The organism is Streptomyces kaniharaensis, assembly GCF_009569385.1.
GTDB lineage: Bacteria > Actinomycetota > Actinomycetes > Streptomycetales > Streptomycetaceae > Kitasatospora > Kitasatospora kaniharaensis.
The window spans coordinates 175,762-190,352 of the sequence record NZ_WBOF01000006.1 but is presented as its reverse complement, the minus strand read 5'-3'; the positions used below and the strand labels follow the sequence as shown (position 1 = coordinate 190,352).

The following is a 14,591-nucleotide window of genomic DNA, read 5'->3' as shown; positions in this document are numbered from 1 at the left end:
GACGACGCTATTCCTGCGTCGTCGTCGATCAGACGCCTTCTGACGTCTCCTTGACACGGCCGGGCGCCGATCTTGACGAGTTCTTAGCGCACCGTTCCTCGGGCGTTGCGTCGCTGGTACTGCCTCTCTGACGCCGCTGCGTCTCGGTGTCCGGCGATGCCTTTGGTCAGGAGGCCGTCAGCTCTCTCCGGCCTTCCCAGTGTCAGTAGGCGAACCGTGGCGTGTGTTCGTGGAAGCAGAGCGATTACGACGGGCCCGACGCGCAACTACGCTACGTGTCATGACTTCTTCGGAGACGGCCCCCGGGCGGGGCACGGCGGTGGTGATCGGCGGCGGGCTGGCCGGGACGGTGGCGGCGTGGGCCCTGCGCGGATATGCCGAGCGCATCGTGGTGGTGGAGCGGGACCGCTATCCGGCGGAGCTGGCGTTCCGGGCCGGGGTGCCGCAGGGGCGGCACGCGCACCTGGTGCTGGAGGCGGGGCACCGGGCCCTGGAGGAGCTGATGCCCGGCATCAAGCAGGAGTTGACGGATGCGGGCGCCACCAAGGTCGCCGTTTCGGGTGACCTGCGCTGGCTCAGCTCGGCGGGGTGGATGGCGGACTACCCAGCGCAGATGGCCTTCCTCTCGTGCACCCGGCCGGTGCTGGACAGGACCGTCCTCGACCGCGTCCGCACCGAGCCGTCGATCGAGTTCCTGGAAGGCACCGACGTGGTCGGGCTGCTCGGCTCGGCCCGCACGGTGACCGGTGTCAAGGTCCGCGAACGCGGTCCGGAGCGCGGCGAAGTCCGCGAGATCCCGGCAGAGTTGGTGGTGGACGCGGCCGGACGCTCGACCCCGATCGCGGGCTGGCTGGCCGAGCTCGGCTGCCCGCCGGTGCCCGAGGAACGGGTGGACGCGGGTGTCGCTTACGCCTCCCGGCTGTTCCACCGCCCGGCCGGCGCGGACCTCGGATGCAAGGCGATCTACCTGCAGACCAAGGCCCCGGACGCCCCCCACCTGGGCGTGCTGCTCCCGGTCGAGGGCGACCGCTGGATCGTCAGCGTGGCCGGCATGCGCGGCGCCGAACCCGAACCGGGCGAGGCCGGGTTCGACCGGCAGCTCGCGCTGCTGCGCGACCCGAGCATCCGCGAGGCCCTGCTCGACGCCGAGCCCGCGAGCGAGGTACGCGGCTTCGTCCCCGGCCCGGGCGTGCGGCGCCACTACGAGCGCCGATCCCCCGAGGGACTGGTCGCCGTCGGCGACGCCTCGTGCACCTTCAACCCCGTGTACGGCCAGGGCATCACCGTCTCCCTGCTGAACGCCCAGGTCCTGCGCCGCGCGGCGCTGCGGCACGGCGGCATCGGCCACGCCACCGCCCGGGACGCCCGGCGCGCGGTCGCGGCGGTGTCGAAGAACCCGTGGGTGATGTCCTGCACCGAGGACGTCCGCTTCGCCGCGACCACCGGCGGCCCGTCCGGCGCCATGCTCAAGGTGCAGCACGCCTTCCTGGACAAAGTCCTCGCGGCCGCCACCCACGACACGGCGGTGGCCGCGGCCTTCCACGAGGTGATGTCCCTGGTCGCCCCGCCGACCCTGCTGTTCCGCCCGACGATGCTCGGGGCGATCCTGCGCGGCTGACCCGCATCCGGGGAATGCGGTGCGCGGTACACGGTCGAGGGCGAGACGTACGCGATCGAGCGTGGGAGGTTCGCGGTCTAGGGTGCGAGATGCGCGGCGACGTACGGGACGGCGACCTGCTCCAGGCCTCGCCGGCCGAAGGCCGGGTGGACGTTGACCTCGAAGACCACGCCACCGCTCTCGGCCGCGAGGTCGACGCCGGCCAGCGGCAACCCGAGGGACTTGGCTGCGGCTACCGCCAACTCGCCCAGGCCCGATGGCAGTTCGTCGATGTGGAGCATGATGCAGGCGGCGCCCCGGGACTCGTTGCACGGCGCGTCGGGGTCCGGCTGGACGTGTTCCACCGCGCGGACGACCCGGCCGCCGAGCACCACCACCCGGTACTGGTGCCGGCGACCGTCCGCGGTGAAGTTCCGGGCGTCCCGGGCGATCAGCCAGTCCGCTCCGTAGTCGGCGTAGTGCCGTGCGGCGGCGGCGAGTTGGGCGCGGGTGGTGACATGAAAGACGTCGTCGCCGCCCATGCCCACGCAGGGCCGGGCCCAGACGTCGCCGCCGAGCCGCTCGAAGGCCTCGGCGGCGGCTTCCGGGCTCGGGCCGGAGAGCGTGATCGTGGGCATGTGCGGGATGCCGTCGCGGGTGAAGCACGCGACCGTCACGTCCTTCTCGGTAGCCGCCCGCCAGGCCCGGGCGTCGGCGCCGAGCGAGCGGACGCCGTGCGCGCGCAGCAGCCGTTGGCAGTGCGCGAACGCGCGGCGCCGGTGCGGCGGGATCTCGTAGACCACCACCGTGTCCGTGGTCACGACGTGGCCGTCGGCCTCCAGCCGCACTCCGCCGGCGCCGCCGGCCTCGATCCGGCCGGTGCCGGGAGGCAGGTCGGCGCCGGCGGTCATGAAGTGCCGGGCGTCGAGCAGGACGGGCGCCCCACCGGTGACGGTCCGTACGGCCGTGGCCATCACCTCCCGGCTGCCCTCAATCGAGCTGTGATCGGTCAGAAGCACAAGGTCGCGTCGGCCCATGCGCACCATGGAAGCGATCGGCCCGCGCCCCGACAAGACAGCTCCGTGCGCCACCACGGCGCTCCCGTGGCCGAAACCACGCCGTCGATCCGAACCGTCAGTTCGCGCCGCCGATCCGTGCCGTAGCCCGCACCGTCGGTCCGGGCGTCGGATCCGGGCCGTTAACTCCGATGCGGATGCTCCGCATGCCCCGCTACCCTCGCCGCATGTCTACGCCCCGAATTTCCTAGCGACGGACCCACCTTCACGCCACCCGTGTGTCCATTCGCTGTTTCGGAGCGTTATCCCGTGATCACCACCCATGGTGTCGACGTGCGCGTCGGCGCCCGACTCCTCCTGTCCGACGTCAGCCTGCACATCGCCCCCGGCGACCGGATCGGCCTGGTCGGCCGCAACGGTGCCGGCAAGACCACCCTGCTCGCCACCCTCGCGGGGCAGTTGGCGCCCGCGGCCGGGACGGTCACCCGCACCGGCGCCGTCGGCTACCTCCCGCAGGACTCCCGGGCCGCCGACCCGGCCGTCACCGTCACCGACCGCATCCTGTCCGCCCGCGGCCTGGACGCCGCCGTCCGCGCGCTGCGGGCCGCCGAGGAGGCGATGACGGGGGCGGACAGCCCGGCCGCCGAGCGCCGCGCGATGGACGCGTACGTGCGGGCCGAGGCCGCGTTCCAGTCCCGCGGCGGCTACGCGGCGGAGGCCGAGGCCGCCCGGGTCGCGGGCGGGCTCGGGCTGCCCGCCCGGGTCATGGACGGCCCCGTCGGCGCGCTGTCCGGCGGCCAGCGGCGCCGGGTCGAGCTGGCCCGGATCCTGTTCGCCGACCACGGCACCCTGCTGCTCGACGAACCCACCAACCACCTGGACGCGGACTCGGTCCTCTGGCTGCGGGGCTTCCTCGCCGGTCACCCGGGCGGGCTCGTGCTGATCAGCCACGACGTCGACCTGCTCTCCGACACCCTCAACCGGGTCTTTCACCTCGACCCGCAGCGCGGCGCGATCGACGTCCACAACACCGGTTGGCAGGCCTACCTCGCACAGCGCGAGGCCGACGAGCGCCGCCGCACCCGCGAGCGGGCCAACGCGGAGCGCAAGGCCGCCGCCCTCAACGCCCAGGCCGACAAGATGCGGGCCAACGTCGCCACCGCGACCGCCGCCCGCAGCATGGCGCGGCGCGCCGGCCGGATGCTCTCCGAGCTGGAGCCCGTCCGGCGCGCCGAGCGCACCGCACGGATCCGGCTGCCCGAGCCCGCGCCCTGCGGCCGGATGCCGCTGGGCGCGATCAGCCTCACCAAGGCGTACGCGGGCCGGCCCGTCCTCACCGGACTCGACCTCGCCGTCGACCGGGGCACCCGGCTGGTGATCCTCGGCGTCAACGGCGCCGGCAAGACCACCCTGCTGCGGATCCTGGCCGGCCACGCGAGGCCGGACACCGGGCGGGTCGTCCCCGGGCCCGGGCTGCGGCTCGGCTACTTCGCACAGGAGCACGACACGCTCGACCCCGCGCGCACCGTCCGGGAGAACCTCGCCCAGGCCGCACCCGGCCTCACCGACGGCGAACTGCGGCACGTCCTCGGCGCGTTCCTGTTCCGTGGCGACGACGCAGACAAGCCGGCCGGCGTCCTGTCGGGCGGCGAGAAGACCCGGCTGGCGCTGGCCGGACTCGTCCACTCCGGCGCCAACGTCCTGCTCCTCGACGAACCCACCAACAATCTCGACCCGGCCTCCCGGGCCGAGGTCCTGGCGGCGGTCGGCACCTACCCGGGCGCGATCCTGATGGTCACCCACGACCCGGGCGCGATCGAGACGCTCCGGCCGGACCGCGTCCTGCTGCTGCCGGACGGGGACGAGGACCTGTGGAACGACTCCTACCTGGAGCTCGTCGGGCTCTCGTGAGCCGGCGCCGGGCGGCCCCGTCTCAGGACGGTCTCTCGTCTCAGGACGGTTTCTAACACGGGCCGCCCGGCTTTCGGGCCTCGATCAGGATGCGGGCCGAGTGCGCGACGAACGGCCCGTCGGCGCGGATCAGGGCGTCCAGCTCGCGCAGCTGTTCCCGGTACGCCTCGACGGTGAAGCCCGGCACCATCCAGATCACCTTGCGCAGGAAGTACACGACCGCGCCGATGTCGAAGAACTCCATCCGCAAGCGCTCCGACCGCAGGTCCACGACCTCCAGCCCGGCGGCCCGCGCGGCGGCGCTCTCATCCTCGGGACGGCGGGCTTTCCGTGCCTCGGGCTGCGGGCCCAGGAAGTACTCCACCAGTTCGAAGCCGGACGCCGGCCCCACGTGCTGGGCGAAGTACGTGCCGCCCGGCCGCAGCACCCGGGCGATCTCCGTCCACCACGCCCTCACCGGGTGCCGGCTGCTGACCAGGTCGAACGCCCCGTCGGCGAACGGCAGCGGCGGCTCGTCCGGGGCCGCGACCACGACCGCGCCCAGCGGGTGCAGCAGCTTCGTCGCGCGGGCGACGTTCGGCGGCCAGGACTCGGTCGCCGCCATGACCGGCGGGAACTTTCCGGCCCCGGCGAGCACCTCACCGCCCCCGGTCTGAATGTCCAACGCGGCGGAGGCACGGGCCAGCCGCTCGCCCAGCCGGCGCTGGTAGCCCCAGGACGGCCGCTCCTCCGTGGCGCGTCCGTCCAGCCAGAAGAAGTCCCAGCCGGCCACGGACACGGCTTCGGCCTCGGCGATCAGTTCCTCGAAGGTGCGCATACTCGCATCCTCGCGACGGCGCGCCCCGTCGGCCAACCGAGTTTCCGCAGCTCGATCAGTCCGGCACCGGGGCAACAGCCGGCGCTACGTTACGCCCGTCACCGTCATGCGCCACCTCGACAACTTCCGCGTCCAGCCGGTCCACAGCCCGGCATTGCTGCGTGCTCTCACCCGGCCGGAATCCGGCCCCAGCCGCGGCCTGTGGAACGCGGAGGACGCCGAGCAGTTTGCGGCCGTACACAACATCCCGCACTGAGGGTCTAATTGGAGGGGCATCACCTCTCGCCGATCGCGACCTCCCGGAACCACCGCCGATGGAGCTGGAGCACGACGGCACGACCTCGCCCACTTCAACGCCAACCGCGCCCAGTACTCCCTCTTCCCGCCGCCCGTGAAGGCCCCGACGCCATGAACCAATCCCCCACCGGTAGCTTCTACGACGAGTTCGCGGCCGGCTACCACCTGCTCTACCCCGACTGGGAAGCCTCCGTCGCCCGCCAGGGCACGAGCCTGGACGCCCTCGTCCGGGCCCGCCTCGGCGACCGGCCGGGCACCGTTCTGGACTGCGCCTGCGGTATCGGCACCCAGGCGATCGGCCTCACCGCCCTCGGCCATCGCGTCACCGGCACGGACCTCAGCCCGGTCGCGGCCGCTCGCGCCACCCGCGAGGCCGCCCAGCGCGGCCTCCGTCTGCCCACGGCGGCCGCCGACATGCGGCAACTCCCCTTCATCGACGGCACCTTCGACGTCGTCGTGTGCGCCGACAACTCGCTCCCCCACCTGCTCACCCCCGAGGACATCCGGGCCGCCCTTACCGCCATGCGCCGCACCCTGCGCAGCGGTGGCCTGCTCCTCCTCACCACCCGCCCCTACGACGACCTGCGCCGCACACGCCCGACGTCCACCCCTCCGCAGACCACCGAGCCGGACGGGCAACGGTCCGTCATCTTCCAGCTGTGGCACTGGCACGAGGACGGCGAGCGGTACGACCTGGAGCTCTTCCAGCTCCGCCCCGACGCCGACGGCGAGTGGCGCACCGAGGTCCACCGCTCCACCTACTGGGCACTCACCCGGGCCCAGCTGACCACGCTCGCCACGGAGGCAGGGTTCACCGACGTGACGTGGGAACTCCCCGAGCACACCGGCTTCTTCCAGCCCGTGCTCATCGCCCGTACGCCCTGACAACAACACGCGGCCACCCCAGCGGCGCTGGCCAAGGGACGGGTCGGGACTCACAGGCGGCGGCCCGGGACGCGAGGGAGCGGCTCAGGTCTCGCGCTGCGGGTGGTACTCGGACTCGGGTATGCCGAAGGTCCAGGCGACCCCGGCCCGCGCGGTGCGGGTGCTCGGCGGGACGCGCAGCCAGTAGGTGCGGAAGGTGCCGTCCGGCTCGGCGGTGGAGTTGACGACCTCGACCATGACCACGGGTTCGTCGTCCGGCAGGACGATCCGCCACAGCACGCCGGTCTCGTCGCGGTGGATCGGCTCTGCGCCGGAGTCGGCGAGGTAGCGGTCGTAGCCGTAGTGCTCCAGCATCACGCGGCGCAGCTCGGCGTTCTCCTCGGTGCGGATCCGTTCGACGGTGACGCCGCCGAGGTCGGCCAGGAACTCGGCGGGGACGGGCATGCCGCGCCAGGCGTGCAGGGCGAAGCCGTCGGGGTAGGCGAGGGCGGGGCCGTCGGCGCGGTCGAGCCGCCCGGCCTCGTCGCGGTGCAGTTCGACGGGCCGCTCGCTGATCAGCGCGACGTCCTCGTACGGCCACCACCAGCCGGCCTCGCGGGCGGCGTCGGCCAGCGGCGCGACGGCGTCGGCGCTCTCCCCGGCCGCCTCGAAGGCGGCGAACCAGGGTCCGTCGTGCTGTCCGCGGACGGCGTCGAGCAGGGCGAGGCGGACGGTGGTGCGGCGCGCGCGGACCGCCTCGGGGGCGAGACGGTCGATGACGGCGTTGCGCACGCGGTCGGCGAGCGGGATGGTGACCGGGCCGAGTTCGCCGCCGGTGAGGGCCCAGTGCGCCGCCCACCCGGCCGCGCCGACCCGCTCGACGGCCTGCCGCCGAGCCTTCTCCCAGGCCCGGGTGCGGACGGCCTCGCGCACGCTCACCGCACCGCCGGCCCGCAGCTTCAGCGCCGCCTCGGCGGCCGCCAGCGGGGAGCCGAACCAGCGGATCTCGGCGGGCTCGGGCAGCCCGGCCGCCCGGTAGGCGGCCCGGACCGCGCGCTCGGCCGCCGCCCGGTCGGCGGGGCCGGTCGCCGCCGCACTCGCCCGCCAGCGGGCCGTCACCTCGGCAAGCACGCCGTCCACACCCGTGCCGCCGCTCCCGAGGGTCTCGGTGCTCTCGAGTGCGTCAGGGCTCCTGAGGGCGCCGGGAAGAACCGTCTCCATCACCTGCTCCGTTCCCGCCCGGGCTCCCCGCCCGGTCGTCCGTATCCGTTCCGTCCCGCGACCGCTCGCCATGCCGCCGCTCGCCATGCCGGTGCGCCAGGCACCGCGACGGGACGTCAGTCCGCGACCACCCGCACCGCGCCCGGCGTGTACTCCCGCTGCCGCACCACCCGGTACCAGCCCTTGGCCAGCGGTATCGCCGCGTGCTCCTCGTGCACCACCCGGCCGCCTTCGGGCAGGTGCAGCCAGCCTGCGCCGAACGGCCCTGCCTCGCGGCGCAGGGTGCCCGGGCCGACGACGGCGTGCGCGTGGCCGGTGACCTCGCCGAGCGCGAGCACCATCCGGCCGCGCGAGTCCCGGGGCTGCACGGCCAGCGCGGCCACCCGGGGCGGCACGACGCTCTCCTCGACCGGCACGATCAGCACATCGCCCTGGCGGTACATCAGTCCTCCCTCGCCGTACGACCGGACGCCGGCGAGCGCCGGAATCCACGGCTCCGGCATCACGCTCCGGAGCCACGACCCGAACGTAGAGCAAGGGTCTGACAACGCACCCGCCCGGAACCCCGGTCACCGGATTGTCGGTCCCGGCTGGTAGACAGTTGTCCGCCCCAGACCCCAGAAGGAGCAGCGCATGCCGGTCAGCAGCCACATCGAGCAGTTCCACGGTCTCCCGGTCTTCGACTTCGTCCAGGCCGTCGAGGAGGGCGAGGGCGCGGCCGTCACGCTGCCGGAGCCCGCCTCGGTGGCCTGGAAGTTCGGCCTGGACTTCGAGTCCGAGGAGTCCTTCGCCGAGCGCTGGCAGCAGTTCATCGACACCGTCGACACCGAGCGCGTGTCGGCCGTGGTGATCGGTCAGTGGTTCGCGGACGATCCCGGCGGCTTCGACGAGGGGCTGGCGGCGATCGTCGGCGCGGCCTGCCGGTTGCCCGCCCTGCGGGCGCTCTTCGTCGGTGACATCACCTATGAGGAGAGCGAGATCTCCTGGCTGGAGCTGTGCGACGTCACCCCGCTGCTGACGGCTTTCCCCGAGCTTGCCCGGCTCGTGGTGCGCGGCGGCGACGGCCTGGAGCTGAAGCCGGTGCGCCACGAGGCGCTGACCGCGCTGCGCTTCGAGGCCGGCGGGCTGCCCGCCTCCGTGGTGCGCGCGGTGGCCGGGTGCGAGCTGCCTGCGCTGGAGCGGCTGGAGTTCTGGCTCGGCGTCGACGAGTACGGCGGTGACGCGGCGCTCGACGACCTGACGCCCTTCCTGGACGGCTCGCGTTTCCCGGCGCTGCGCCACCTGGGGCTGCAGAACAGCGAGTTCCAGGACGAGATCGCCGCCGCCGTGGCGCATGCTCCGGTCGTGGCGCGGCTGGAGTCGCTCGGCCTGTCCATGGGCGTGCTCACCGACGAGGGCGCCGGCGCGTTGCTGGAGGGCCAGCCGCTCACTCACCTGCGCGCCCTCGACCTGCACCACCACTACCTCACCGGAGAGATGCAGGAGCGCCTGCGTCAGGCTCTGCCAGGGGTGGAAATCGACCTCTCCGGGGCCGGCCGGCCGGACGACCGGCGGCGCTACGTCGCCGTGGCCGAGTAGCCGTCCCCCAACCGTCGGCACACCGTCCGCCACCAGACCCCGTCAGGAGCCGCCATGACCGTCAACCACCACCTCGGGCACTTCCACGACCTGCCCGTCCACAGCTTCACCCCGGGCGCCGCCGCCCAGCCCGCCGCCGACGCCGTGGCCTGGCGGATCGCCCTGGAGTACGACGCCGCGTGCGACTTCGCGGAGCTCTGGAGCACCTTTCTCGACACGGTCGACCCGGCCACCGTCCGGGCCGTGGTGATCGGCTCCTGGTGGCAGCGGGACTACGAACCGGTCAAGGCCGCCGTTGCCGCCATCGCCGACGAGGCCGAGCGCCTGCCCGCGCTGGAGGCGCTGTTCCTGGGCGACGTGACGTACGACGAGTGCGAGATCTCCTGGCTGGAGATGAGCGATGTCACCCTGCTGCTGACGGTCTTCCCGTCCCTCACCGAATTCTCCGTGCGCGGCGGCACTGACCTGCGACTGAGCCCGGTGCGGCACGACCGACTGCGGTCCCTGCGCTTCGAGGCGGGCGGCCTGCCCTCCCCCGTCGTGCGCGCCGTGGCAGCCTCCGAACTGCCCGTGCTGGAGGAGCTGGTGCTCTGGCTCGGCGTCGACGAGTACGGCGGCGACGCGACCATCGACGATCTGGGGCCCTTCCTGGACGGCGCGCGCTTCCCCGTGCTGCGCCATCTCGGGCTGGCCAACAGCGAGTTCCAGGACGAGATCGCCTCCGCGCTCGCGCACGCGCCCGTCGTGGCCCGGCTCGAGACACTGGACCTGTCGATGGGTGTGCTGTCCGATGAGGGCGCCGCCGCCCTCCTGGAGGGCCAGCCGCTCACCCACCTGCGCGCCATCGACCTGCACCACCACTACCTCACCGAGGAGATGCAGGAGCGCCTGCGCGAGGCCCTGCCTGGGGTGGAGGTCGACCTCAGCGAGGCCGAGGACGAGGGCGAGGACCCCGAGGACCGCTACGTCGCGGTCGCCGAATAGCCGGGCGGGAAGGACACGATGACCACGCGGCTGACCGTTCTCGGCAACCCGGGCCACCGGCGGGTGACGTTGTTCGCCGCTGCGGCCCGGGCCGCAGGCCTGCCCGAACCCGCTGTCCTGCCCTGGCTGGACGTGCTGCGTGGCGGGTACCGGGTGCCCGAGGACGGTCTGCTGCGGATCGAGTCGCCCGGCGAGGAGCCGGCGGTGGACGAACTGCTTCGCGGCCCGGCGCTCGGCCCGTCCTACGCACCCACCCGGGTGGAGGGCACGGCCGCCTGGTACGCCGGCGTGATGGCCGCGCTGCGCGGCCTGGCCGCGCTCCCGGGCGTGCGGCTGCTCGGCGATCCCGAGGAGATCGCCGTGATGTTCGACAAGCGCCGGGCACACGCGCTGCTCGCCGCAGCCGGAGTACCCGTCCCGCGCGCACTCGGCGGCTCCGACGTCACCGGCTGGGAGGACCTGCGCGGGCGGTTGCGCGAGGCAGGCCTGCACCGGGTGTTCGTCAAGCCCGCTCACGGCTCCTCCGCCTCCGGGGTGGTGGCGCTGGAGTTCGGCCCACGCGGGCAGGTGCAGGCCACCACCTCGGTCGAGCTGGCCGACGGCGGGCTGCACAACTCGCTGCGCGTTCGCCGATACCGAGGCGAGCCCGAGGTGGCCGCGATCGTCGACCGGCTCGCACCCGACGGGCTGCACGTCGAGCAGTGGGTCCCGAAGGCCGCGCAGTCCGGCCGCTCGGCGGACCTGCGCGTCGTCGTTGTCGCCGGGCGAGCCACCCACGCGGTGGTGCGCACCAGCTCCCGGCCAATGACCAACCTCCACCTCGGCGGCGCCCGGGGCAGCCTCGACCTCGCCCGCGAGGCCGCCGGCCCCGCCTGGCCCGACCTGCTGGAGACGGCGGAGCGCGCAGCGGCCTGCTTGCCCGGCTCGCCGATGGTCGGCGTCGACGTCCTGCCCGTGGCCGGCTGGCGGCGCGCCCTGGTCGGCGAGGTGAACGCCTTCGGCGACTTGCTGCCGAACCTCACCGGCCTGCCCGGCGGCCCGGCCGAGGGCCTGGACACCTACGGCGCGCAGCTGGCCGCCCTGACCGCCATCCACCCCCAGATCACGGAACCCGCCCGATGAACCACCAGACGCCCGACATGAACGCCGTCGTGGGCACCCACGACCTGTTGCTGGTCACCCTCGACACCCTCCGCTTCGACGTCGCCGAGGAGCTGGCGGCCGCCGGCCGCATCCCGAACCTCGCCGCCCATCTCCCCGGTGACCGCTGGGAGCGCCGGCACGCGCCCGGCAGCTTCACGTACGCCTCCCACCAGGCGATGCTGGCCGGCTTCCTGCCCACCCCAGCCTCGCCGGACGGCCCACACCCGCGCCTGTTCGCGGCCCGCTTCGCCGGCTCGGAGAGCACCGCACCGCGCACCTGGGTCTTCGACGCGCCCGACCTGCCGACCGCGCTCGGCGCGGCCGGGTACCGGACGGTCTGCATCGGCGGTGTCGGCTTCTTCAACAAGCAGGGCCCGCTCGGCTCGGTGCTCCCCGGCCTCTTCCAGGAGAGCCACTGGGAGCCCGAGATGGGTGTGCCGTCCTCGACGTCGTTCGAGGCGCAGGTCGCCCGGGCCGAGCTGGTCGCCGCCGAACAGCCTGCCGGGCAGCCGCTGTTCCTGTTCCTGAACGTCTCGGCGCTGCACCAGCCGAACTGGTTCCACCTGCCCGGCGCCACCCGCGAGCACGGCGACTCCCGAGCCAGCCACGCCGCCGCGCTGGAGTACGTGGACGCCCACATCGGCCGGCTGTTCGCGGCGATGAGCGCGCGCCGCCCGTGCTTCGCGATCGTCTGCTCCGACCACGGCACCGCGTACGGGGAGGACGGCTACACCGGCCACCGGATCGGCCACGAGGTGGTCTGGACGGTCCCGTACGCGCACTTCACGATCCCGACCACCGGCGAGACCACCGCCGAGGAGCCCGCATGACCACGGTACCCCCGCGCCACGACTCGCCCTACCAGTCGTACGTCTACGCCTACCCGCACAAGACCGCCTACCGCCCGCTGCCCCATCGCCCGGCGCTGCGCGACCTCTGGGCCGGCGAGGCGCAGCACGCCCTCTCGCTCTACCTGCACATCCCGTTCTGCGAGGTCCGGTGCGGCTTCTGCAACCTGTTCACCCGGATCGGCAGCCCCGAGGGCCTGACCACGGCGTACCTGGACGCATTGGAGCGTCAGGCCGGCGCCGCCCGCGCCGCGCTGGACGAGGGTGCCCGGTTCGCGGTGGCCGCGTTCGGCGGCGGCACGCCCACCTACCTCACCGCCGCCGAGCTGGAGCGGCTGTGCGACATCGCCGACCGGCGGATGGGCGCCGACCTGCGGGCGATACCCCTCTCGGTGGAGGCCTCGCCCGCCACCGCGACGGCCGACCGGCTGGAGGTGCTAGCCGCCCGGGGGACCACGCGGCTGAGCCTGGGTGTGCAGTCCTTCGTGGACGCGGAGGCCCGTTCCGCCGTCCGTCCTCAGAAGCGCGCCGAGGTGGAGGCCGCGCTCGGCCGGATCCGCGCCGCCGGCTTCCCGGTCCTCAACATCGACCTGATCTACGGCATCGGCGGCCAGACCGAGGCGAGTTGGCTGCACTCGCTGGACGCCGCGCTCGCCTGGCAGCCCGAGGAGCTGTACCTCTACCCGCTGTACGTCCGGCCCCTCACCGGCCTGGCGCGGCGCGGCCGGCCGGAGGACGGCCCGCCGGAGGGCGGCCGACAGGAGAGCCTGTCCGCCTGGGACGCCCGGCGGCTGGCCCTCTACCGCACCGGGCGAGACCACCTGCTCGCCCACGGGTACGAGCAGGTGTCGATGCGGATGTTCCGCCGTGCCGCCTCCCCGCACGCGGGCGCGAGCGAGTACGCGTGCCAGACGGACGGCATGGTCGGCCTCGGCTGCGGTGCCCGCTCGTACACGTCACGGCTGCACTACTCCTTCGACTACGCGGTGAACGCCGCCGAGGTCCGCGGCATCATCGACGACTACGTGGCCACCGACGACTTCCGCCGGGCCGAGGTCGGCCACGCCATGACGGGCGACGAGCCGCGCCGCCGGCACCTCGTCCAGTCGCTCCTGCAGGCCGAGGGCATGCCGCTGGCCGAGTACCGCGCCCGTTTCGGCAGCAGTCCCGCCGAGGACTTCCCGGTCGAGCTCGCCGAGTTGAGTGCGCGCGGCTGGCTGGCCGACGATCCGGAGCACCTTCTCCTCACGCCGGAGGGGTTGGCACACTCGGACGCAGCCGGGCCGATGCTGTTCTCGCCCGAGGTCCAGGCCCTGATGGCCGACTACGAGGCGAAATGACCTTCCTCGGCATGCCCTCCGTGCATCCGCCGGACACCGACGCGCGAGACCTCACCCTGCTCTACCGGGGCCCGCTCGCCTCCTGCGACTACGACTGCCCCTACTGCCCGTTCGCCAAGCGCCGCGACTCCCCCGACCAACTGCGCGCCGACCGGGCCGCTTTGGAACGCTTCACCGCCTGGGCCGCCGGGCGGGCCCGCACCGGGGACACGTTGTCGCTGCTGTTCACCCCCTGGGGCGAGGGCCTGGTGCGATCCTGGTACCGCCGCGCGCTCGCCGAGCTGAGCCGGCTCCCACACGTCCGGCGGGTCGCGATCCAGACCAACCTCAGCTGCCGCACCGACTGGCTCGCCGAGGCCGAACTCGACACGCTCGCGCTCTGGGTCACCTATCACCCCGGCCAGGTCACCCACGACCGCTTCCTCACCAAGTGCCGCGAACTCGACGCGCTCGGCGTGCGCTACAGCGTCGGCGTGGTCGGGCAGCCCGAGCACCTCGCCGAGGCTCGGCGGCTGCGCGCCGCGCTCTCCCCCGGCGTCTACCTCTGGATCAACGCCGCAGAGGGCCGCACCTACACCGACGCCGAGGCCGCCCAATGGGCCGCCCTCGACCCGCACTTCGGCTACAGCCGGCACGCCCATCCCAGCGCGGGGCACCCCTGCCGTACCGGCGAGTCCGTGCTCTCGGTGGACGGCGACGGCACCGTGCGCCGCTGCCACTTCGTCCGGGACGTCCTCGGCAATCTCTACGACGGCAGCTACCGCGCCCAACTACGCGCACGCTCCTGCCCGTTGGCGTCCTGCGACTGCCACATCGGCTACGTCCACCTGGAGACGCTGCCGCTGTACGACCTGTTCGGCGAAGGCGTCCTGGAACGCGTACCGCACGGCTGGCCGGAGGCGGTGAATAATCGGTTGCCGACCGACCACGCGGTGTGAAAGTGTACGAACAACCGCGCAGGACCATCACGTTCGA

At 73.5% G+C, this 14,591-nt stretch carries 14 protein-coding genes; 10 read left to right on the top strand and 4 right to left on the bottom strand.

What is annotated here, in order from left to right:
- Positions 1–280 precede the first annotated feature (280 nt).
- Positions 281–1,618: an NAD(P)/FAD-dependent oxidoreductase gene (locus F7Q99_RS37995; RefSeq protein WP_153471376.1), complete on the top strand. Its 1,338-nt coding sequence runs from the start codon at positions 281–283 to the stop codon at positions 1,616–1,618.
- A 77-nt stretch (positions 1,619–1,695) separates the two neighbouring features.
- Here F7Q99_RS37995 and F7Q99_RS37990 read toward each other — a convergent pair whose 3' ends face one another.
- A complete protein-coding gene (locus F7Q99_RS37990) occupies positions 1,696–2,634 on the bottom strand; it encodes an ATP-grasp domain-containing protein (RefSeq protein WP_153471373.1) in 939 nt (312 codons plus the stop codon).
- Between the two features lie 288 nt (positions 2,635–2,922).
- On the opposite strand from F7Q99_RS37990, the gene F7Q99_RS37985 reads away from it, so the two are divergent.
- A complete protein-coding gene (locus tag F7Q99_RS37985) occupies positions 2,923–4,524 on the top strand; it encodes an ABC-F family ATP-binding cassette domain-containing protein (RefSeq protein WP_326847560.1) in 1,602 nt (533 codons plus the stop codon).
- A 52-nt stretch (positions 4,525–4,576) separates the two neighbouring features.
- Here the strand turns inward: F7Q99_RS37985 and F7Q99_RS37980 are convergent, their stop codons facing one another.
- Positions 4,577–5,341, bottom strand: coding sequence for a class I SAM-dependent methyltransferase (locus F7Q99_RS37980; protein WP_153471370.1), 765 nt, complete (start codon positions 5,339–5,341; stop codon positions 4,577–4,579).
- A 106-nt stretch (positions 5,342–5,447) separates the two neighbouring features.
- Between F7Q99_RS37980 and F7Q99_RS37975 the strand changes: the two genes are divergently transcribed.
- Together F7Q99_RS37975 and F7Q99_RS37970 are read left to right on the top strand one after the other, a co-directional pair.
- Positions 5,448–5,597, top strand: coding sequence for a hypothetical protein (locus tag F7Q99_RS37975; RefSeq protein ID WP_153471367.1), 150 nt, complete (start codon positions 5,448–5,450; stop codon positions 5,595–5,597).
- Between the two features lie 152 nt (positions 5,598–5,749).
- The gene (locus F7Q99_RS37970; RefSeq protein ID WP_153471364.1) at positions 5,750–6,523 is read left to right on the top strand and encodes a class I SAM-dependent methyltransferase; all 774 of its coding nucleotides are present in this window, start codon (positions 5,750–5,752) and stop codon (positions 6,521–6,523) included.
- Positions 6,524–6,607: 84 nt separating this feature from the next.
- Here the strand turns inward: F7Q99_RS37970 and F7Q99_RS37965 are convergent, their stop codons facing one another.
- Complete coding sequence (locus tag F7Q99_RS37965) at positions 6,608–7,723, bottom strand: DUF6745 domain-containing protein (protein WP_230211307.1); 1,116 nt, start codon at positions 7,721–7,723, stop codon at positions 6,608–6,610.
- Between the two features lie 116 nt (positions 7,724–7,839).
- Positions 7,840–8,166 (bottom strand): hypothetical protein, encoded by a 327-nt coding sequence (locus tag F7Q99_RS37960; RefSeq protein ID WP_153471529.1) that lies wholly within the window; start codon positions 8,164–8,166, stop codon positions 7,840–7,842.
- Positions 8,167–8,356: 190 nt separating this feature from the next.
- On the opposite strand from F7Q99_RS37960, the gene F7Q99_RS37955 reads away from it, so the two are divergent.
- From F7Q99_RS37955 to F7Q99_RS37930, 6 genes are read left to right on the top strand one after another with little or no spacing between them, the layout of a single operon-like run.
- Complete coding sequence (locus tag F7Q99_RS37955; protein WP_153471361.1) at positions 8,357–9,301, top strand: STM4015 family protein; 945 nt, start codon at positions 8,357–8,359, stop codon at positions 9,299–9,301.
- 54 nt (positions 9,302–9,355) lie between these two features.
- Positions 9,356–10,285 carry an STM4015 family protein gene (locus F7Q99_RS37950; protein WP_153471358.1) on the top strand — a complete coding sequence of 310 codons (930 nt, stop codon included), beginning with the start codon at positions 9,356–9,358 and terminating at the stop codon, positions 10,283–10,285.
- Positions 10,286–10,303: 18 nt separating this feature from the next.
- A complete protein-coding gene (locus tag F7Q99_RS37945; protein ID WP_153471355.1) occupies positions 10,304–11,407 on the top strand; it encodes an STM4014 family protein in 1,104 nt (367 codons plus the stop codon).
- Positions 11,408–11,424: 17 nt separating this feature from the next.
- Complete coding sequence (locus F7Q99_RS37940) at positions 11,425–12,258, top strand: STM4013/SEN3800 family hydrolase (protein ID WP_153471526.1); 834 nt, start codon at positions 11,425–11,427, stop codon at positions 12,256–12,258.
- Positions 12,255–13,616 carry an STM4012 family radical SAM protein gene (locus F7Q99_RS37935; RefSeq protein ID WP_153471352.1) on the top strand — a complete coding sequence of 454 codons (1,362 nt, stop codon included), beginning with the start codon at positions 12,255–12,257 and terminating at the stop codon, positions 13,614–13,616. Before F7Q99_RS37940 ends, F7Q99_RS37935 begins: the two co-directional genes overlap by 4 nt.
- A gap of 11 nt (positions 13,617–13,627) precedes the next feature.
- Entirely contained in the window at positions 13,628–14,554 is a 927-nt protein-coding gene (locus F7Q99_RS37930; RefSeq protein WP_153471349.1) for an STM4011 family radical SAM protein, read from the top strand.
- Positions 14,555–14,591 lie beyond the last annotated feature (37 nt).

Bases quoted from the DNA above. Each gene is read 5' to 3' on its own strand.
- F7Q99_RS37995 (WP_153471376.1), top strand. From the start codon at position 281: ATGACTTCTTCGGAGACGGCCCCCGGGCGGGGCACGGCGGTGGTGATC.
- F7Q99_RS37990 (WP_153471373.1), bottom strand. From the start codon at position 2,634: ATGGGCCGACGCGACCTTGTGCTTCTGACCGATCACAGCTCGATTGAG.
- F7Q99_RS37980 (WP_153471370.1), bottom strand. From the start codon at position 5,341: ATGCGCACCTTCGAGGAACTGATCGCCGAGGCCGAAGCCGTGTCCGTG.
- F7Q99_RS37975 (WP_153471367.1), top strand. From the start codon at position 5,448: ATGCGCCACCTCGACAACTTCCGCGTCCAGCCGGTCCACAGCCCGGCA.
- F7Q99_RS37970 (WP_153471364.1), top strand. From the start codon at position 5,750: ATGAACCAATCCCCCACCGGTAGCTTCTACGACGAGTTCGCGGCCGGC.
- F7Q99_RS37965 (WP_230211307.1), bottom strand. From the start codon at position 7,723: ATGGAGACGGTTCTTCCCGGCGCCCTCAGGAGCCCTGACGCACTCGAG.
- F7Q99_RS37960 (WP_153471529.1), bottom strand. From the start codon at position 8,166: ATGTACCGCCAGGGCGATGTGCTGATCGTGCCGGTCGAGGAGAGCGTC.
- F7Q99_RS37955 (WP_153471361.1), top strand. From the start codon at position 8,357: ATGCCGGTCAGCAGCCACATCGAGCAGTTCCACGGTCTCCCGGTCTTC.
- F7Q99_RS37950 (WP_153471358.1), top strand. From the start codon at position 9,356: ATGACCGTCAACCACCACCTCGGGCACTTCCACGACCTGCCCGTCCAC.
- F7Q99_RS37945 (WP_153471355.1), top strand. From the start codon at position 10,304: ATGACCACGCGGCTGACCGTTCTCGGCAACCCGGGCCACCGGCGGGTG.
- F7Q99_RS37940 (WP_153471526.1), top strand. From the start codon at position 11,425: ATGAACGCCGTCGTGGGCACCCACGACCTGTTGCTGGTCACCCTCGAC.
- F7Q99_RS37935 (WP_153471352.1), top strand. From the start codon at position 12,255: ATGACCACGGTACCCCCGCGCCACGACTCGCCCTACCAGTCGTACGTC.
- F7Q99_RS37930 (WP_153471349.1), top strand. From the start codon at position 13,628: ATGCCCTCCGTGCATCCGCCGGACACCGACGCGCGAGACCTCACCCTG.